12 protein-coding genes are annotated in these 19,490 nt (G+C 59.3%); all 12 read left to right on the top strand.

Annotated elements, in window-relative coordinates; translation table 11 throughout:
• Nucleotides 1–73 precede the first annotated feature (73 nt).
• The 12 genes from aroK (at nucleotide 74) to gspG (ending at nucleotide 19,489) form a co-directional block, all read left to right on the top strand.
• Nucleotides 74–592 carry a shikimate kinase AroK gene (gene aroK / locus ACIOWE_RS19635; protein WP_401394746.1) on the top strand — a complete coding sequence of 173 codons (519 nt, stop codon included), beginning with the start codon at nucleotides 74–76 and terminating at the stop codon, nucleotides 590–592.
• A gap of 152 nt (nucleotides 593–744) precedes the next feature.
• Nucleotides 745–1,845, top strand: coding sequence for a 3-dehydroquinate synthase (aroB, locus tag ACIOWE_RS19630; RefSeq protein WP_401394743.1), 1,101 nt, complete (start codon nucleotides 745–747; stop codon nucleotides 1,843–1,845).
• 10 nt (nucleotides 1,846–1,855) lie between these two features.
• Nucleotides 1,856–3,448: an AAA family ATPase gene (locus ACIOWE_RS19625; protein ID WP_401394740.1), complete on the top strand. Its 1,593-nt coding sequence runs from the start codon at nucleotides 1,856–1,858 to the stop codon at nucleotides 3,446–3,448.
• Between the two features lie 614 nt (nucleotides 3,449–4,062).
• The gene (gene gltB, locus ACIOWE_RS19620; protein ID WP_401394737.1) at nucleotides 4,063–8,508 is read left to right on the top strand and encodes a glutamate synthase large subunit; all 4,446 of its coding nucleotides are present in this window, start codon (nucleotides 4,063–4,065) and stop codon (nucleotides 8,506–8,508) included.
• A gap of 31 nt (nucleotides 8,509–8,539) precedes the next feature.
• A complete protein-coding gene (locus ACIOWE_RS19615) occupies nucleotides 8,540–9,958 on the top strand; it encodes an FAD-dependent oxidoreductase (RefSeq protein ID WP_007909438.1) in 1,419 nt (472 codons plus the stop codon).
• Nucleotides 9,959–10,211: 253 nt separating this feature from the next.
• On the top strand, nucleotides 10,212–11,279 hold the full coding sequence (gene hemE / locus ACIOWE_RS19610) for a uroporphyrinogen decarboxylase (protein WP_401394734.1): 1,068 nt from the start codon (nucleotides 10,212–10,214) through the stop codon (nucleotides 11,277–11,279).
• 911 nt (nucleotides 11,280–12,190) lie between these two features.
• Nucleotides 12,191–13,681, top strand: a complete 1,491-nt coding sequence (gene gbpA, locus ACIOWE_RS19605) for an N-acetylglucosamine-binding protein GbpA (protein ID WP_401394731.1) — start codon at nucleotides 12,191–12,193, stop codon at nucleotides 13,679–13,681.
• Between the two features lie 202 nt (nucleotides 13,682–13,883).
• Complete coding sequence (locus ACIOWE_RS19600; RefSeq protein ID WP_401394728.1) at nucleotides 13,884–14,414, top strand: type II secretion system protein N; 531 nt, start codon at nucleotides 13,884–13,886, stop codon at nucleotides 14,412–14,414.
• 4 nt (nucleotides 14,415–14,418) lie between these two features.
• Nucleotides 14,419–16,344, top strand: coding sequence for a type II secretion system secretin GspD (gene gspD, locus ACIOWE_RS19595; protein ID WP_401394725.1), 1,926 nt, complete (start codon nucleotides 14,419–14,421; stop codon nucleotides 16,342–16,344).
• Complete coding sequence (gene gspE / locus ACIOWE_RS19590) at nucleotides 16,341–17,822, top strand: type II secretion system ATPase GspE (RefSeq protein ID WP_401394722.1); 1,482 nt, start codon at nucleotides 16,341–16,343, stop codon at nucleotides 17,820–17,822. Before gspD ends, gspE begins: the two co-directional genes overlap by 4 nt.
• Before the next feature lie 2 nt (nucleotides 17,823–17,824).
• The gene (gspF, locus tag ACIOWE_RS19585) at nucleotides 17,825–19,036 is read left to right on the top strand and encodes a type II secretion system inner membrane protein GspF (protein ID WP_401394719.1); all 1,212 of its coding nucleotides are present in this window, start codon (nucleotides 17,825–17,827) and stop codon (nucleotides 19,034–19,036) included.
• A 3-nt stretch (nucleotides 19,037–19,039) separates the two neighbouring features.
• Entirely contained in the window at nucleotides 19,040–19,489 is a 450-nt protein-coding gene (gspG, locus tag ACIOWE_RS19580; protein WP_095187436.1) for a type II secretion system major pseudopilin GspG, read from the top strand.
• Nucleotide 19,490: the final 1 nt, after the last annotated feature.

The following is a 19,490-nucleotide window of genomic DNA, read 5'->3' as shown; positions in this document are numbered from 1 at the left end:
AAATCCGAGCGGCTGGTATGTCTCACTCCGCGTATCATGAATAACCAGGCGATTGCTGTGAGTCGTTGATTCTGTGCGAAATTTGATTCTTGTAGGACCGATGGGTGCTGGAAAAAGCACCATCGGCCGATTACTGGCTAAAGAGCTGCGCCTGCCGTTCAAAGATTCCGACAAGGAAATTGAACTGCGTACGGGCGCCAATATCCCGTGGATCTTCGACAAGGAAGGCGAGCCCGGCTTTCGCGATCGTGAGCAGGCGATGATCGCCGAGCTGTGCGCGTTCGACGGTGTGGTACTGGCGACCGGCGGCGGTGCGGTGATGCGTGATGCCAATCGCAAGGCTCTGTATGAGGGCGGTCGCGTGGTGTATCTGCACGCCTCCGTCGAACAGCAGGTCGGCCGCACCTCCCGCGACCGCAACCGGCCGTTGCTGCGCACTGCCGATCCGGCGAAAACCCTGCGTGACCTGCTCGCGATCCGTGATCCGCTTTATCGGGAAATCGCCGATCTGGTGGTGGAAACCGACGAACGGCCGCCGCGCATGGTCGTGCTCGACATTCTCGACCGCCTGGCGCAGCTTCCTCCCCGTTAAAGCATCGCCTGAAATGCGCTATCCTCGGCGTCCTGTCACAGCCCGTCGAGGGTGTGGCGGATGGCGTGCGAGCGGCGTCATACCCGCTATAGGCCGCAGATAACCAATAATTCAGGGCAGGACGCCTGCTTCCATCTTCACTGTGGGGACACATGCAGACACTCAAGGTCGATTTAGGCGAGCGCAGCTACCCGATTCATATCGGCGAAGGTTTGTTGGATCAGCCCGAGCTGCTGGCTCCGCATATTCACGGGCGGCAGGTGGCAATCATCTCCAACGAGACCGTTGCGCCGCTCTATCTCGAACGTCTGACTCGCAGCCTTTCGCAGTTTTCAGTGATTTCCGTGGTTTTGCCCGATGGCGAAGCCTTCAAGAACTGGGAAACCCTGCAACTGATCTTTGATGGCTTGCTGATCGCTCGTCATGACCGCCGCACCACGGTGATCGCCCTCGGCGGCGGTGTGATCGGCGACATGGCCGGTTTTGCTGCGGCTTGCTACCAGCGCGGCGTCGATTTCATCCAGATTCCTACCACCTTGTTGTCCCAGGTCGATTCGTCGGTGGGCGGCAAGACCGGGATCAACCATCCGCTGGGCAAGAACATGGTCGGTGCGTTCTATCAGCCGAACGTCGTGCTGATCGATACCGCGTCCCTGAAAACCCTGCCAGAGCGCGAGCTGTCGGCGGGGCTGGCGGAAGTCATCAAGTACGGTCTGATCTGCGACGAACCGTTCCTGACCTGGCTCGAAGACAACGTCGACGCCTTGCGTGCACTGGATCAAAAGGCCCTGACTTACGCCATCGAGCGCTCCTGCGCGGCCAAGGCTGCGGTGGTTGGCGCCGATGAAAAGGAAACCGGCGTACGCGCCACGCTCAATCTCGGCCACACCTTCGGTCACGCCATCGAGACCCACATGGGCTATGGTGTCTGGTTGCATGGTGAGGCAGTGGCGGCTGGCACCGTGATGGCGCTGGAGATGTCTGCGCGTCTCGGCTGGATCAGCGAGCAGGAGCGCGATCGCGGCATTCGTCTGTTCCAGCGTGCCGGTCTGCCGGTGATTCCGCCTGAAGAGATGAGCGAAGCCGATTTTCTCGAACACATGGCAATCGACAAAAAAGTGATCGACGGTCGTCTGCGCCTGGTGCTGCTGCGCCGGATGGGCGAAGCGGTAGTGACCGCCGATTATCCGAAAGAGGTTCTACAGGCCACGCTGGGAGCGGATTACCGCGCCCTGGCTCAGCTTAAAGGTTAATAAGATTCCGATGACTAGTTTGCATGCCGACGAGGCGTTCCTCGGCCATTTCCAGTTAAGTCACGACCCCTTCGCGCCGCGGGTACCGGGCTTCAAATTCTTCCCGGCCCAGCGCAAACCGGTGCTGGGTCAACTGCATCATCTGGCGCGCTACAGCCAGTTGTTGCTGGTGGTCACTGGCCCGCAGGGCAGCGGCAAGACGTTGCTGCGCCAGGCGCTGGTTGCCAGCACCAACAAGCAATCGGTGCAGAGCGTGGTTGTTTCCGCGCGTGGTGCTGGCGATGCGGCCGGTGTGTTGCGTCAGGTGGCGCAGGCGCTGAACGTGGCCCAGGCCGAAGTCGGCGCAATCCTCGATCAGGTGGTGCAGCTCGCGCTGACCGGCCAGGAAGTCTACCTGCTGGTGGATGACGCCGAGCAGCTCGACGAATCCGCTCTGGAAGCGCTGATGGCACTGGGTGCCGGTGCGCCGGAAGGTCGCCCGCATGTGTTCCTGTTCGGTGAGTCGTCGCTGATCGCGCAACTTGAGGCTTTGCACCTTGAGGAAGAGCGTTTCCATGTCATCGAATTGCAGCCGTACACCGAAGAAGAGACGCGCGAATATCTCGACCAGCGGCTTGAAGGTGCGGGCCGGGGTGTCGAACTTTTCACCGCGGATCAGATCTCTGATATTCACGAAAGCTCCGAGGGTTGGCCGGGCAACATCAACCAGGTCGCTCGCGATGCTCTGATCGAAGTCATGATTGCCAGCCGCTCTGCGGTCAAGCGTCCAAGTATGGGGTTCAACATGCCGAAGAAACACGTATTGGCGATTTCCGCAGTCGTCGTGGTCGCGGTCGCCGCCGCCTGGCTGATGCCAGGTCGCAACAAGGCGCCAACCACCGGCGCACCGGCCAATGAACAGGCACAACTGCCATTGGGCCAGGGCGCAGCGAATGGCGGCGCGCCAAACGTCGAGTTCGCCGGTAATACCCAGCCGATGCCGTTGCCGCTGGTCGGCAACTCGCAGCCGGTCATGCGCGGTCCGTTGGCTGAAGCAGCCGGTGGTATCACCGAAGGCGACGACGGCGTGCCACTGGAAGGTTCCAGCGATACGCCGCCGACCGTTACCACTTCTGCGCCGCCTGCCGGCGTTCCGGCCGGTCCTGCTCCGACTCCAGTTCCCGTGCCAGCGGCCAAGCCGACCCCGGCACCGACGCAAATCGCCACAGCCAAGCCTGCTCCGGCAGCGCCAGCGGCAAAACCGGCGCCAGTGCCAGCCAAGCCAGTTGCCGCGGCCAAACCGGCCGAGAAGCCGGTCACCGTCGCCAAAGCTGCCGGTGGCAGCTGGTACGCCGGTCAGCCGACCAGCAACTACGTGGTGCAGATCCTCGGTACCAGCTCCGAAGCGACCGCGCAAAACTTCGTCAAAGAGCAGGGCGGCGAGTACCGTTATTTCAAGAAAGTCCTCAACGGCAAGCCTCTCTACGTGATCACCTACGGCAACTTCGCCAATCGTGATGCAGCCGTTTCTGCCATCAAGGCCTTGCCAGCGAAGGTTCAGGCTGGTAAACCTTGGCCTCGCACTGTCGCCAGCGTCCAACAGGAACTGGCAACAACTCGCTGAAGATTCGGCGGCCTTACCCAGGCCGCCTCTCCAAGCACCTCAAAATTTCTACAAGTGCGCGCCGTCTCCAGGGACGGTTGGCGCTTGCTGACGACCGCGACGCCGCCCCATTTTTTGCTGGGCAAGGCACGAGGAACGCAGTTTGGTTTTTCCAAATAAGTTCCGAGCAACGCTGCCCAGCGAAAAATGGGGCGCGTCCCTTCGGGTTGCGCGCCAACGTGTGCGAGGCTGCGTTGCGGGATTTGCCAAGGGAACAACCATTGGCAGCATCCCGCGCCTTGCCTCGCACACGTTGGCGTGCAACGCGGTTCGCCAGCAAGCGCCAACCGTCCCTGCGACCGCGTGCCTTGTGGTGTCTGCGTTACAGTAGTCTTTGAGTCGTTGCGGTCAAAATTAAAAAAGTTTTGACTAGCACAGCATATCGCTTTAAACCTTTCACAAATGCGACATAGATTTGCGACAGTTCGTCGTCAAATTTGTGAGCGTCTGTGTCGCTGTGTACAATGACCACCCTTTTGCCCCCGCTAAGCCGGCGTACGTTCGGCGCGGATTGCAAGTGGTTGAATTGAAAAGAAATTTGCCTCGAAAAGAGGCAGCCTGGTGAGAAAGTGTCTATGAAAGCAGGTCTGTACCAACCAGATGAATTCAAGGATAACTGCGGTTTCGGCCTGATAGCCCATATGCAGGGCGAGCCCAGTCATACCCTATTGCAAACGGCCATTGAGGCCCTGACCTGCATGACCCACCGCGGTGGGATTAATGCCGACGGCAAGACCGGTGACGGTTGCGGTCTGCTGATTCAAAAGCCTGATGCGTTCCTGCGTGCGATTGCCCAGGAAACCTTCAGCGTCGAGTTGCCCAAGCAATACGCGGTGGGCATGGTTTTCTTCAACCAGGATCCGGCCAAGGCCGAAGCCGCTCGCGAGAACATGAACCGCGAGATCCTCGCTGAAGGCCTGCAACTGATCGGCTGGCGCAAAGTGCCGATCGACACCAGCGTCCTCGGCCGCCTCGCCCTTGAGCGCCTGCCGCAGATCGAGCAGGTGTACATCGGCGGTGAAGGCCTGAGCGATCAGGACATGGCGGTCAAGCTGTTCAGCGCCCGTCGTCGTTCGTCAGTGTCCAACGCCGTCGATTCCGACCATTACATCTGCAGCTTTTCGCACAAGACCATCATCTATAAAGGCCTGATGATGCCGGCCGATCTGGCCGCGTTCTATCCAGACCTCAGCGACGAGCGCCTGCAAACCGCGATCTGCGTGTTCCACCAGCGCTTCTCCACCAACACCCTGCCGAAATGGCCGCTGGCTCAGCCATTCCGCTTCCTCGCGCACAACGGCGAGATCAACACCATCACCGGTAACCGCAACTGGGCGCAGGCCCGTCGGACCAAGTTCACCAACGATCTGATGGATCTGGAAGAACTCGGCCCGCTGGTCAACCGTGTCGGTTCCGACTCGTCGAGCATGGACAACATGCTCGAACTGATGGTCACCGGTGGCATCGACCTGTTCCGTGGCGTGCGGATGATCATTCCGCCTGCGTGGCAGAACGTCGAAACCATGGACCCGGATCTGCGTGCGTTCTACGAGTACAACTCGATGCACATGGAACCGTGGGACGGCCCGGCCGGCGTGGTAATGACCGACGGTCGTTACGCGGTGTGCCTGCTCGACCGTAACGGTCTGCGCCCGGCGCGCTGGGTTACCACCAAAAACGGTTTCATCACCTTGGCTTCTGAAATCGGCGTGTGGAACTACCAGCCGGAAGACGTGCTCGCCAAGGGCCGTGTCGGCCCGGGTCAGATCTTTGCCGTGGACACCGAAACGGGGCAGATCCTCGACACCGATGCGATCGACAACCGTCTGAAATCCCGTCATCCGTATAAGCAATGGCTGCGCAAGAATGCCCTGCGCATTCAGGCGACCATGGAAGACAACGACCACGGTTCGGCGTTTTACGACGTCGATCAGCTCAAGCAATACATGAAGATGTATCAGGTCACGTTCGAAGAGCGCGATCAGGTACTGCGTCCGCTCGGCGAGCAGGGCTACGAAGCCGTTGGCTCGATGGGCGACGACACGCCGATGGCCGTGCTGTCCCAGCGCGTGCGTACGCCGTACGACTATTTCCGTCAGCAGTTCGCGCAGGTCACCAACCCGCCGATCGACCCGCTGCGTGAAGCGATCGTGATGTCGCTGGAAATCTGCCTCGGTGCCGAGCGCAACATCTTCCAGGAATCCCCGGAACACGCCTCGCGCGTGATCCTCAGCTCGCCAGTGATCTCCCCGGCCAAGTGGCGCTCGCTGATGAATCTCGACCGCCCGGGTTTCGAGCGGCAGATCATCGATCTCAACTACGACGAAAGCGTCGGCCTCGAAGCGGCGATCCGCAACGTCGCCGATCAGGCTGAAGAAGCCGTGCGCGCCGGTCGTACGCAGATCGTTCTGAGCGACCGCCATATCGCTCCGGGCAAACTGCCGATCCACGCCTCGCTGGCGACCGGTGCTGTGCACCACCGCCTGACCGAAAAAGGCCTGCGTTGCGATTCCAACATCCTTGTTGAAACCGCCACCGCACGCGATCCGCATCACTTTGCGGTGCTGATCGGTTTCGGTGCCTCGGCGGTCTATCCGTTCCTGGCGTACGAAGTGCTGGGCGACCTGATCCGTACGGGTGAAGTGTTGGGCGACCTCTACGAGGTGTTCAAGAACTACCGTAAAGGCATCACCAAAGGCCTGTTGAAGATCCTGTCGAAGATGGGCATCTCGACCATCGCGTCCTATCGCGGTGCGCAATTGTTCGAAGCAATCGGTCTGTCCGAAGAAGTTTGCGAGCTGAGCTTCCGTGGCGTGCCGAGCCGCATCAAGGGTGCGCGTTTCGTCGACATCGAAGCCGAGCAGAAAGCACTGGCTGCCGAAGCCTGGAGTCCGCGCAAGCCGATCCAGCAGGGCGGTCTGCTGAAGTTCGTCCACGGTGGCGAATATCACGCCTACAACCCGGACGTGGTCAATACTCTGCAGGCCGCTGTGCAGCAGGGCGACTACGCCAAGTTCAAGGAATACACCTCGCTGGTGGACAACCGTCCGGTGTCGATGATTCGCGACCTGTTCAAGGTCAAGACTCTGGATACGCCGTTGGACATCAGTGAAATCGAACCGCTGGAATCGGTGCTCAAGCGCTTCGACTCCGCCGGTATCTCGCTGGGCGCGCTGTCGCCGGAAGCTCACGAAGCCCTGGCCGAAGCCATGAACCGCCTCGGTGCGCGTTCCAACTCCGGCGAAGGTGGTGAAGACCCGGCGCGTTACGGCACCATCAAGAGTTCGAAAATCAAGCAGGTCGCGACTGGACGTTTCGGCGTGACCCCGGAATACCTGGTCAACGCCGAAGTGCTGCAGATCAAGGTCGCGCAAGGCGCCAAGCCGGGCGAGGGCGGGCAACTGCCGGGCGGTAAAGTCAACGGGCTGATCGCCAAACTGCGTTACGCAGTGCCGGGCGTCACCCTGATTTCGCCGCCGCCGCACCACGACATCTATTCCATCGAAGACTTGTCGCAGTTGATCTTTGACCTCAAGCAGGTCAACCCGAAGGCGCTGGTTTCGGTGAAACTGGTAGCCGAGGCGGGCGTCGGCACCATCGCCGCCGGTGTAGCCAAGGCCTATGCGGACTTGATCACCATCTCCGGCTACGACGGTGGTACCGGTGCTTCGCCGCTGACCTCGATCAAATACGCTGGTGCACCGTGGGAACTCGGCCTTGCCGAAACCCACCAGACACTGCGCGGAAACGACCTGCGCGGCAAAGTCCGGGTGCAGACCGACGGCGGCCTGAAAACTGGCCTCGACGTGATCAAGGCGGCGATCCTCGGTGCTGAAAGCTTCGGTTTCGGTACTGCGCCGATGATCGCGCTGGGCTGCAAATACCTGCGTATCTGCCACCTGAACAACTGCGCCACTGGCGTCGCCACTCAGAACGAGAAGCTGCGCAAGGATCACTACATCGGTACCGTCGACATGGTGGTGAATTTCTTCACCTACGTCGCCGAAGAAACCCGTGAGTGGCTGGCCAAGCTCGGCGTGCGTTCCCTCGAAGAGCTGATCGGTCGTACCGATCTGCTGGAAATCCTCGAAGGCCAGACCGCCAAGCAAAACCATCTGGATCTGACCCCGCTGCTGGGCAGCGATCACATCCCGGCGGACAAACCTCAGTTCTGCGGTGTTGAGCGCAACCCGCCGTTCGACCAAGGCCTGCTGGCCGAGAAAATGGTCGAGATGGCGACGTCGGCGATCAACGATCTCAGCGGCGCCGAGTTCGACCTGGACATCTGCAACTGCGACCGTTCGATCGGCGCGCGGATCTCCGGCGAAATCGCCCGTAAGCACGGCAATCAGGGCATGGCGAAAGCGCCAATCACCTTCCGCTTCAAGGGCACTGCCGGTCAGAGCTTTGGCGTGTGGAACGCCGGCGGTCTGAACATGTACCTGGAAGGCGACGCCAACGACTACGTCGGCAAAGGCATGACCGGTGGCAAGCTGACCATCGTGCCGCCGAAGGGCAGCGGTTATAAGACTCAGGAAAGCGCCATCATCGGCAACACCTGCCTGTACGGCGCGACTGGCGGCAAGCTGTTCGCCGCCGGCACCGCAGGCGAGCGTTTTGCCGTGCGTAACTCCGGTGCCCACACGGTGGTGGAAGGCACTGGCGATCACTGCTGCGAGTACATGACCGGTGGTTTCGTCTGCGTTCTGGGCAAGACCGGTTACAACTTCGGCTCTGGCATGACCGGTGGTTTCGCCTACGTGCTCGATCAGGACAACACCTTCGTTGACCGGGTCAACCACGAACTGGTGGAAATCCAGCGGATCAGCGGCGAAGCGATGGAAGCCTATCGCAGCCACCTGCAAAACGTGCTGAACGAGTACGTCGCGGAAACCGACAGCGAGTGGGGTCGTGAACTCGCCGAAAACCTCGATGATTACTTGCGCCGTTTCTGGCTGGTCAAGCCTAAGGCTGCCAACCTGAAATCGTTGCTTTCCAGCACTCGTGCCAACCCGCAGTGATGCGCCTGAAGAGTTTGATGAGGTTTTAACAATGGCTGAACGTCTGAATAACGACTTCCAGTTCATCGATGTCGGGCGCAAGGATCCGAAGAAGAAACTGTTGCGTCAACGCAAGAAAGAGTTCGTCGAAATCTACGAACCGTTCAAACCCCAGCAGTCGGCCGACCAGGCCCACCGCTGCCTGGGTTGCGGCAACCCGTATTGCGAATGGAAGTGCCCGGTGCACAACTTCATTCCCAACTGGCTCAAATTGGTGGCCGAGGGCAACATCCTTCAGGCTGCCGAGCTGTCGCACCAGACCAACACCCTGCCGGAAGTCTGTGGCCGGGTGTGTCCGCAGGATCGTCTGTGCGAGGGTGCCTGCACCCTCAACGACGGCTTCGGCGCGGTGACCATCGGTTCGGTCGAGAAGTACATCACCGACACCGCGTTCGCTATGGGCTGGCGCCCGGACATGTCCAAGGTCAAACCGACCGGCAAACGTGTCGCGATCATCGGTGCGGGCCCGGCAGGTCTGGGCTGTGCCGACGTGCTGGTACGCGGCGGCGTGACCCCGGTGGTGTTTGACAAGAACCCGGAAATCGGTGGCTTGCTGACCTTCGGCATCCCCGAGTTCAAGCTGGAAAAGACCGTGCTGAGCAATCGTCGCGAAGTCTTCACCGGCATGGGCATCGAGTTCCGTCTCAACACCGAAGTCGGCAAAGACGTGACCATGGAACAACTGCTCGCCGAATACGATGCCGTGTTCATGGGCATGGGCACCTACACCTATATGAAGGGCGGTTTTGCCGGTGAGGACCTGCCGGGCGTGTACGACGCGCTGGACTTCCTGATCGCCAACGTCAATCGCAACCTGGGCTTTGAAAAGTCGCCGGAAGATTTCGTCGACATGAAAGGCAAGAAGGTCGTGGTACTTGGTGGTGGCGATACGGCGATGGACTGCAACCGCACGTCGATCCGTCAGGGCGCCAAGTCGGTGACCTGTGCGTATCGTCGTGACGAGGCGAACATGCCCGGCTCGCGCAAAGAGGTGAAGAACGCCAAGGAAGAAGGTGTGAAATTCCTCTACAACCGCCAGCCGATCGCCATCGTCGGCGAAGACAAGGTTGAAGGCGTGAAAGTGGTCGAGACCCGTCTCGGCGAGCCGGACGCCCGTGGCCGTCGCAGCCCTGAGCCGATCCCCGGTTCCGAAGAGATCATTCCGGCTGACGCCGTGGTCATCGCGTTCGGTTTCCGCCCGAGCCCGGCGCCGTGGTTCGAACAGTTTGAAATCCAGACCGACAGCCAGGGCCGCGTCGTTGCGCCTGAGCAAGGTCAGTACAAGCACCAGACCAGCAACCCGAAAATCTTTGCCGGTGGCGACATGGTGCGCGGTTCCGACCTGGTGGTGACGGCGATCTTCGAAGGCCGCAATGCCGCCGAAGGGATCCTCGATTACCTGGGCGTCTAAACCCGGCCCCTGAGCCAAATGCAATAACCCTGTGGGAGCGAGCCTGCTCGCGAAAGCGGTGGATCAGTCAACAGAAATGTTGAATGTGAAGCCCTGTTCGCGAGCAGGCTCGCTCCCACAGTTGTTTCTCTGTGTTGCTGATAGCGTGTTTCCAGCGCGACAAATTGACCCGATAGACAAAAGGCTGACCTGCAACCGTGCCTTTTGCGTCGCGCTCTGAGAAAATGCCCGCACTTTTTTTCCGGATGCCGACATGACTGCCCTGAAGAACGACCGTTTCCTCCGCGCCCTGCTCAAGCAACCCGTAGACGTCACCCCTGTGTGGATGATGCGCCAGGCCGGCCGCTACCTGCCGGAGTACCGCGCCAGCCGCGCCCAGGCCGGTGATTTCATGAGCCTGTGCATGAATCCGGAATTCGCCTGCGAAGTCACGATGCAACCGCTCGACCGCTATCCACAACTGGACGCGGCGATCCTGTTTTCCGACATCCTCACCATCCCCGATGCCATGGGCCAGGGCCTGTACTTCGAGACCGGTGAAGGTCCGCGTTTCAAGAAAGTCGTCAGCACCCTGGCCGACATCGAGGCCCTGCCGATCCCTGATCCACACAAAGACCTCGGCTATGTGATGGACGCGGTCAGCACCATTCGTCGCGAGCTCAACGGTCGAGTGCCGCTGATCGGTTTCTCCGGTAGCCCGTGGACCCTGGCGACCTACATGGTTGAAGGCGGCTCGTCGAAAGACTTCCGCAAGACCAAGGCGATGCTCTACGACAACCCGCAAGCCATGCACTTGCTGCTGGATAAACTGGCGCAGTCGGTGACCTCGTACCTCAACGGCCAGATCATGGCCGGTGCGCAAGCGGTGCAGATTTTCGACACCTGGGGCGGCAACCTGTCGGCGGCGGCGTACCAGGAGTTCTCGCTGGCCTACATGAAGAAAATCGTCAGCGGTCTGATCCGCGAGCACGAAGGCCGCAAGGTGCCGGTAATCCTCTTCACCAAGAACGGCGGCCTGTGGCTGGAAAGCATCGCCGAGGCTGGCGCCGACGCGCTGGGCCTGGACTGGACCTGCGACATCGGCAACGCCCGCGCCCGCGTCGGCGACAAAGTCGCGCTGCAAGGCAACATGGACCCGACCGTACTCTACGCAAAACCGGAAGCGATCCGCACCGAAGTCGGGCGCATTCTGGCCAGCTACGGCAAGGGCAGTGGCCACGTGTTCAACCTCGGCCACGGCATTACCCCTGAGGTTGATCCGGAGCATGCGGGTGCGTTCCTGCGCGCGGTGCATGAGCTGTCGGCGCAGTATCACGAGTAACTGACACAGTGCTTGTTGTTTGCCCTGCCCCGGAATCGGGCAGGGCAATTGATTCAATGTTCCTTCGTTGTCCTCCTCGTTTCCCCTCCCTCTCAGTCTTTATCGGGTACGTATGCGTCCGGGACGTCTTACGTCTACCGGTTTTCTCCTTGTCTGCTGAATAAAAGTACGTCATTCACGCGAACAAAGTGCCTGCGTCGTGTGATGAATCTCTCAAAACATTAATTGCCATTAATATTATTGGTCGTAAGTTTTTAGTTGTTGGTCGGTGCTGTCTGGAATGTCTGTTTGAATAAGGAAGTTTGCAGTTTTCAGGTGGGTAGTGAAGTAACAGTTATCAGGCTTTTAAAAATCCTATTGAATTGGTCGGTTATTTTTTAGCACTTGAAATGTTTAACAAAATATTTCGTGGTGTAATGGTCTGGCTGTGTATGGGGTGCGAAGTTCTTGCCTGATCGATATTTTTATCCGATATATCGACGGTTTTTCGCTACATGTTTTCTCGCTAAATATCATATAGCTACTATTGTGCGCACTGTTTTAGAGCGCTTTTTTTTCGCCTCGATGCGCTGTGATTGCGATAACGTTCAAAGTTTTTTCTTTGCACAAAGCAGTTGGCTATTTCGTAAAAGGTGCCTGAAACCCCTTCTATTTCAGGCACGCAGGCTTCTCGAGTAAGATTTTCGTCAAAGAAAAATCGCACCGACACCGATGAGGGCATCACGCCTGGATATCTCTCGCAGAGTGGCTGTGCATGCCGAGATAACAGTTGATGCCGTCAGCGAAGTCTCGATCGTTAGTTTGATTATGGAATATCAGAGGACCAGCCATGTCGCGGCAGCGGCTTGTTCTGGAGAAGGAACTCGTGCGGCAAAAAAACAACGTCGTAAGTGTGTTAATTGGAGAGCAAGATGACGAAAAACATTTCATCAGCGGGGATCCTCGCAGGGTGTGCATCCTCATTGACCCTGCTGGCTTCACTGTTGGCTTCTCAGCAAGTGTCGGCGCATGGCTATATTACCGAGCCGCCGGAGCGAGCTTACTCTTGCCGACTGGGCGTCAATACAAATTGCGGTGGTGCTCAATATGAACCGCACAGTGTGGGAGAGGGGCCTAAAGGTTTCCCGTCTGCGGGGCCAGTCGATGGCAAGATTCCAAGTGCCGAAAACGGTTCGTTTTCCGAGATGGATATTCAAACGGCTACCCGCTGGCATTTGAATGAAATCAAGAACCGCAATGTCGAGTTTGCCTGGAACTACACCGCCGCCCATCGAACCACTCGTTGGGAATACTTCATCACCAAAACCGGCTGGAACCCGAATGAACCGCTCAAGCGTGCGTCGTTCGATACCACACCGTTTTGCGTGGTGGAGGCCAACGGCGGCTCGCCGATTGCCGGGCCGTCGGGCGGCGCTGGCCCAGGAAAAGAGAAGCACAAGTGCACGATCCCGGCCGATCGCAGTGGGCATCACGTCATTCTCGGTATCTGGACTGTCGATGACACAAAGTCGGCTTTCCATAAAGTCATTGATGTGAACATCACTGCCGATGGCAATACGGGACCGGGTCCGGGTCCTGTGGACAGTTGGAATGATGTCGGCAACATCGCCCCGAACAGAACCTTGGGCATCGGCGACAAGGTTAACGCCCGCGCATTCGTAGGCGGAGCCGAAAGCGCTGAATACAGTGTCGGGATCACGATCGATTCAACAGAAGAAGGCCTGCCGCAGAACTGGTCGTACAAACTGGCCGAAAAGGTCAATGCGACCCAGAAACTGATACGTGCCGGTGTACGTGACGCCGAAGGCAATATTGCCCCGGTCAAGGGCACGAATGGCTTGTACGCCAAGGTTGAAAGTGGTGTTACCAGCTATCAGCTGCAAACGGTAATAGTCAGTGATATCGACGCTTACATGCACGTCCACAACATGGCGAGCGAGTTTGTGCTGGACAAAGGCAAAGCCAAAGTCGACCTCACGGTCATGACCAACCGCGAACTGACCGTTGAGGCCACCGTGGTGGATGCCACCAACAAGCAAGTGGGCTATGCGAAACAACTGGTTAATGCCACTACTGCGCCGATCAGCGTTCAGGTAACCAGTTCGCCCGGTGCACACCAGGTATTGCTGGTTGGCAGCAGCAAGGATGGCCGGATCAATCTTCAAGACGCCAAGCGTTTTGAAATGACCGGCACAGCCGGCGGTGGCGATCACGCCTTTGAGTTCCCTGCCGGGATTGGCAGTTACAAGGCCGGTACCAAAGTGCTGCAGCCAAAAAACGGCAAGGTCTATGAGTGCAAGCCGTTCCCGTTCGAAGGCTGGTGCAAGTCTTACAGCCCCTCCGCCAATCAGTATGAGCCAGGTATTGGTTCCAACTGGCAGGACGCCTGGATTGCCAGGTAATCCCTAGCCGTTCGACGCCGGATAGCCGTCATGGCTGTTCGGCGTCGTCAGTTGGTATTCGAGGCATACCCTGGATGTGTGGATCGGAACGTGAAGACATGAACAGAAAACCCGTTTTCTCAAGGCAACCCGCGCCTGCGCAGAGATTGCTCACCGACAGACTTCGATTGTTTGAGTTGAGCCGCCCTTGAAGTTTTTATCGATGGCGCCCTCCAGAAAGATCTCGGTATTTCTCGGCTCGACATTGCTGCTGCCGCTGGTTTGTGGCGGTGTATTGCTGTGGAAGGAGCGCGCCTGGCGCGACACGCTTCCCGTTCTGGCGAACCTTGCGATCAAACCGCCTCCCTCAGTTGACGAACAGGCGCCGTTCAATCCGGGGGCGATTGCTTCGTTGCTGGGGCTGGTAGCGCAAGAGTCACTGGCCCGAAGCAGTGAGGCGTTAGTGCTCAAGGCCAGTTTTGTTTCCAGTACCGGTGACTCCCGAGCGCTGTTGGCCGGCACTGAAGGTGAACGGACCTACCGACTCGGCGACACCTTGCCGGGCGGCAGTGTGCTGCGCCGCATCGAAGTCGGCCAGGTGGTGTTCTGGCGCAATGGCCGCGAAGAAGTCTTGCCCATCGAAATGTCGACCAAACGCTGGTTGTTGCCCATCGAAGGCAGTTCGCCCGACGTTGCTGGCGCAAGCGCCAACCTTTATCTCCAACCCACGCCCTACAGTGGCCAAAGTGATTGATCGCATGACTATGCTCTTCTGGTTTTCTGCACGCCGCGTCTTGCGGTTTCTGGCGTTCGCACCGTTGTTGGTTCAAGGCGTTGTATTGGCCGAAGCGCCGCAATGGCAGTTGTCCATGAAGGATGCGGAGTTGCGCGATGTCGTGCAGGAGATGTCTTCGATACTCGGCTCCACGGTGATTCTTGATCCGCGTGTTCAGGGTCGAATTACCGTGCTTTCCAAACAGCCGCTGGACCGCGAAGGTGTTCGGCGTCTGTTCTTCTCGGTGCTCGATGCCCACGGTTTTGCCGCTGTTGATCAGGGTGATCGCTTGCTGATCATTCCGGCGGGCGAAGCCAAGGCGCGCGCTGGAAACGAAAATGGCCACACGGCGTCGAGCACCGAGTTCGTCACTCAAGTCATCGAGTTGAACGCCAGTGTTGCCGCCGATCTCGCCGGGTTGATTCGTCCGTTGGTGTCCACCAATGGCTATATCGGACCCTCCGCTTCGGCCAATGCATTGATCGTCACCGACAGCGCCGGCAACGTCCGCCGCATCAGCGAGATAGTGCGGCAACTGGATTCCGGTGCCAAAAATGCACACGCCGTTGTTGAGTTGCGCTATGGCCTGGCCGTTGAGATTGCCAAAGTCATGGAGCAGTCGATCGGCAAACAGAACCTGGAGTCCGGCAGCCAGGTTATCGCTGATGGCCGCAGCAATCGTCTGGTGATTCTGGGCACACAGGTCGCCCGGCAGCGGTTGATCGATATGGCACGGGCGCTCGATACACCCGCCAACGCCCGCGCTGACAACTCCAGGGTCATACGTCTGCGCCACAGTGACGCCAAGCAGTTGGCCGAGGTGCTCGATTCCATGAGTCAGGGAATGAAAGCGGCCGGTGGTTCGGGCAATGGCAAAGATACTTCGCCGGCCTCCCCTGTGGTGGTCAAGGCCGATGAGAGCCAGAACGCGCTGGTAGTCATTGCCGAGCCGGCGCAGGTGCGCACCATCGAGAATATTGTCCGTCAACTCGACCAGCCACGCGCTCAGGTGCTGATTCATGCCGCGATCGTCGAAATCTCCGGCGACATCAATGAAGCGCTCGGCGTGCAATGGGGCGTGAATGGCGGTGACGTCAAGGGCGGCATCACCTTTCCGGGCGCTGGAAGCACGATTGCCGGGCTCTTGGGTTCGGGAGCCAACGTCAAGTTGCCGGAAGGCGCTGCACTGAAAATCGGCAGTGATCGTTTCGGCGTTCTGGTGACCGCGTTGGCTAGCAATGCCCGTAACAATTTGCTGTCGACGCCGAGCCTGCTGACGCTCGACAACCAGCAGGCAGAGATTCTGGTGGGGCAGAACGTGCCGTTCAAGACGGGCTCCTACACCACCTCCAGCAGCGGCTCGGATAATCCCTTTACCACGGTCGAGCGCAAGGACGTCGGCATCAGCCTGAAGATCAAGCCACACATCAACGAGGGCTCGACACTCAGGCTGGAAGTCGAGCAGGAAAACTCCGAAATCGCGCCTGCGGTCAGCGGCCTCACCAGCGAAGACCTGATCACCAACAAGCGCTCGCTCAAGAGCACCATTCTGGCTGATGACGGCGAGATCATCGTGATTGGCGGTTTGATCAAGGACAGCGTACGGACGGTGGAAAGCAGTGTGCCGATCCTCGGCCGCATTCCGCTCATCGGCGGGCTGTTCCGCTCAAGCAAAGACACCGTGACCAAGACCAACCTGATGGTGTTCCTGCGTCCGACCATCGTCCGCAGCAGAGAGAACCTCGCCGAGATCACCGAGGATCGTTACAACGACCTGCGTCACTTGAGCAAACCGGGCGCGCGGCAGAACAACTCATTGTTGTTGCCACGAGACCCACAACAATTGTTCGAAGGCACCAACGACAATCAACTGATTGATCTGCGCAAAGACAAGGTGCGAGCACCATGAGTGCGGTGCCGGAGTCCGCTGCTAGATTGCCATTCGGCTTTGCCCGTCGTTTCGGGGTATTGCTCGAAGGCGAGGGGGACGATTTGCGCGTGTTGTTTCGCGATGACACCCCGTTGACTGCGCTGGCCGAAGTGCGCCGTTTGAGTCCCCGGGATCTGCCCTGGCAGCGGCTCGACGAACAGACTTTCGCCCTGCGTCTGGCGCAGTGTTATCGAGCCGGAAAAAGCGCTGCCGAGCAAGTCGCACAGGGCCTGGACGATGAACTGGATCTGGTCAGTCTGGCGGATCAGGTGCCACAGACTGCCGACTTGCTGGAGCAGGAGGGCGATGCACCGATCATTCGTCTGATCAACGCGTTGCTCAGCGAAGCCGTCCGCGAAAAAGCCTCTGACGTGCACCTGGAAACGTTCGAACAGTACCTGTCGGTGCGCATGCGGGTCGACGGTCAATTGCGTGAAGTACTGCGGCCCAAGCGCGAGCTGGCGAATCTTCTGGTGTCACGAATCAAGGTCATGGCCAGGCTGGATATCGCCGAGAAGCGTATTCCTCAGGATGGTCGTATCGCCTTGCGTCTGGCTGGCCACGAGGTTGACGTGCGGGTGTCGACCCTGCCTTCGGCCCATGGCGAGCGAGTGGTTTTGCGTTTGCTCGACAAGCAGGCCGGTCGCCTCGACCTGCAGCGTCTGGGTATGCCGGCCGAGACGCTGGCGCGGTTTCAACAAATGCTTGGCAAACCCCACGGGATCTTTCTGGTCACAGGTCCGACGGGCTCGGGCAAGACCACTAGCCTGTATGCCGCGCTGACTCATCTCAACGATCAGACACGCAATATCCTGACCGTCGAGGATCCGATCGAATATCACCTGCCGGGCATTGGCCAGACCCCGGTCAACCCCAAGGTCGATATGACGTTCGCCCGGGGTTTGCGGGCGATCCTGCGTCAGGATCCGGACGTGGTGATGGTGGGCGAAATTCGTGACCGCGAAACCGCGGAAATTGCTGTGCAGGCTTCCTTGACCGGTCACCTGGTGCTGTCGACCTTGCACACCAACAGCGCGGTGGGCGCAGTGACCCGGTTGCTGGACATGGAAGTCGACGCGTACTTGTTGGCGTCTTCGCTGGTCGGTGTGCTGGCCCAGCGTCTATTGCGCACGCTGTGCTCCGAATGCAAATCACCCTATGTGGCGGACGCGGCCCAGAGCCTGCGGCTCGGCTTGGCGGTCGACGCGGCGCCGCGCCTTTATCGGGCCGTGGGTTGTGAGCATTGCCAGCAGGGGTATCGCGGACGGATCGGCATTTATGAACTGATCAGCGTCAATCCGGCGTTCTCGGCATTGATCCATCGCGGGGCCAGCGAGCCGGAGCTTCAGCGTGAAGCACGCAACAGCTCCCCGAGCCTGTTTCAGGATGGGCTGCGGCGGGTACTCGATGGCTCGACCAGCCTCGATGAGCTGTTGCGCGTGACCCAGGAGGACTGAGCATGCCGGCATTCGATTATCAGGCGCAGGACCGCAATGGTCGCAGGATCAGAGGCTCGCAAGAGGCGGAAAGTCCCAGGCAGGCGCGTCAGTTATTGCGTGATCGCGGCTTGATGACTACTCACTTGAGGGAGGCCCGACGGGTAAAAAACCCGGCCGGTCGGTTCACCAGTAACGCGCGCTTGAGTGCCAGCGAACTGGCCCTGGTCACACGTCAGCTATCGACACTGATTCAGGCCTCGTTGCCACTGGAAGAAGCCTTGCAAGCGGTAGCCTCGCAGAGTGAAAAAAGACGTGTCAGCAGCCTCCTGCTATCGGTGCGCAGTCGTGTCCTTGAAGGCTACGCACTGGCGTCGGCACTCGGCGGATTTCCCAAAGTGTTCCCCGAACTGTATCGCGCCACGGTCGCTGCGGGTGAGCGCTCCGGTCATCTGGAACAGGTATTGGAGCAGTTGGCCGACTACACCGAGGCTCGTCAGCTTTCGCGCCAGCGCATTCAGCTGGCGCTGGTTTATCCACTGATTCTGATGTGCGCATCGCTGGCCATTGTCGGTTTGTTGCTGGCCTACGTGGTGCCGGACGTGGTGAAGATTTTTATCGACAGTGGCCAGCCATTACCGATGCTGACTCGCGGACTAATCGCCCTCAGCGATGGCTTGCGCGGTTATGGCCTGTGGCTGTTTTTGTTGATCTTCGCCTTGGTCGCGGCTGTACGAGCGGCGTTACGTCAGCCCGCCATGCGTTTGCGCTGGCATGCATTGCTGTTGCGCATGCCGCTGCTTGGCGGGGTGTTGCGCGCGACCGAAGCGGCACGGTTCGCCAGTACCTTGGCGATTCTCGGCAAGAGCGCCGTGCCGCTGGTGGATGCTCTGGAAATAGCCGCCGCGGTGATTGCCAACCATACCGTCCGCGCCCGCATGAGCGATGTCGCCCGCTCTGTTCGTGAGGGCGGCACGCTGGCTCGTGCCCTGGATCGCAGCGGCGATATCCCGCCGATGATGCTGCACATGATCGCCAGTGGCGAGCGCGCGGGTGAACTGGACAGCATGTTGGCGCGAGCCGCCGAGCAACAGGAAAAAAACCTGGCAGCGCGCATCGCACTGGCGGTGAGCCTGTTTGAACCCTTCATGCTGGTAGTGATGGGCGGCGTGGTGTTGCTGATCGTCCTGGCCATCCTGATGCCGATTCTGAGTCTTAATCAACTGGTGAGCTGAACCATGAAACCCTTTGTACATAGCGGCGCACGTACCCAACGCGGTTTTACCCTGATCGAAATCATGGTGGTCGTGGTGATCATCGGCATTCTCGGCGCGATCGTCGTCCCGCAGTTCATGAGCCGACCCGATCAGGCCAAGGTCACTGCTGCTAGAACCGATATTCAGGCGATCGCCACGGCGCTGGAAATGTATCGCCTCGACAATCACAACTATCCCTCGACTCAACAAGGGCTCGAAGCGCTCAGCAAACGCCCGACAGGTACACCGACGGCGAAAAACTGGAACCCGCAGGGTTACCTGAAGAAACTCCCGGTCGACCCATGGGGTACGCCTTATCAGTACCTGGGGCAGGGCGTTAAAGGGCCGGGTTATGACCTCTATTCCTTCGGTTCCGATGGCGTCGAAGGTGGGGAAGGGCACGCGGCTGAAATCGGCAATTGGGACAACTGAG

Origin of the sequence: Pseudomonas sp. NPDC087598, assembly GCF_044743525.1 — a bacterium.
Lineage (GTDB): Bacteria > Pseudomonadota > Gammaproteobacteria > Pseudomonadales > Pseudomonadaceae > Aquipseudomonas.
This window is presented reverse-complemented; position numbering and strand designations above follow the sequence as displayed.

Excerpts from the sequence above, each read along its gene's own strand:
- ACIOWE_RS19615 (WP_007909438.1), top strand. The coding sequence starts at position 8,540 with ATGGCTGAACGTCTGAATAACGACTTCCAGTTCATCGATGTCGGGCGC.
- gspG (WP_095187436.1), top strand. The coding sequence starts at position 19,040 with ATGAAACCCTTTGTACATAGCGGCGCACGTACCCAACGCGGTTTTACC.
- ACIOWE_RS19625 (WP_401394740.1), top strand. The coding sequence starts at position 1,856 with ATGACTAGTTTGCATGCCGACGAGGCGTTCCTCGGCCATTTCCAGTTA.
- ACIOWE_RS19600 (WP_401394728.1), top strand. The coding sequence starts at position 13,884 with ATGGCGCCCTCCAGAAAGATCTCGGTATTTCTCGGCTCGACATTGCTG.
- gspD (WP_401394725.1), top strand. The coding sequence starts at position 14,419 with ATGACTATGCTCTTCTGGTTTTCTGCACGCCGCGTCTTGCGGTTTCTG.
- hemE (WP_401394734.1), top strand. The coding sequence starts at position 10,212 with ATGACTGCCCTGAAGAACGACCGTTTCCTCCGCGCCCTGCTCAAGCAA.
- aroB (WP_401394743.1), top strand. The coding sequence starts at position 745 with ATGCAGACACTCAAGGTCGATTTAGGCGAGCGCAGCTACCCGATTCAT.
- gspF (WP_401394719.1), top strand. The coding sequence starts at position 17,825 with ATGCCGGCATTCGATTATCAGGCGCAGGACCGCAATGGTCGCAGGATC.
- gbpA (WP_401394731.1), top strand. The coding sequence starts at position 12,191 with ATGACGAAAAACATTTCATCAGCGGGGATCCTCGCAGGGTGTGCATCC.
- gspE (WP_401394722.1), top strand. The coding sequence starts at position 16,341 with ATGAGTGCGGTGCCGGAGTCCGCTGCTAGATTGCCATTCGGCTTTGCC.
- gltB (WP_401394737.1), top strand. The coding sequence starts at position 4,063 with ATGAAAGCAGGTCTGTACCAACCAGATGAATTCAAGGATAACTGCGGT.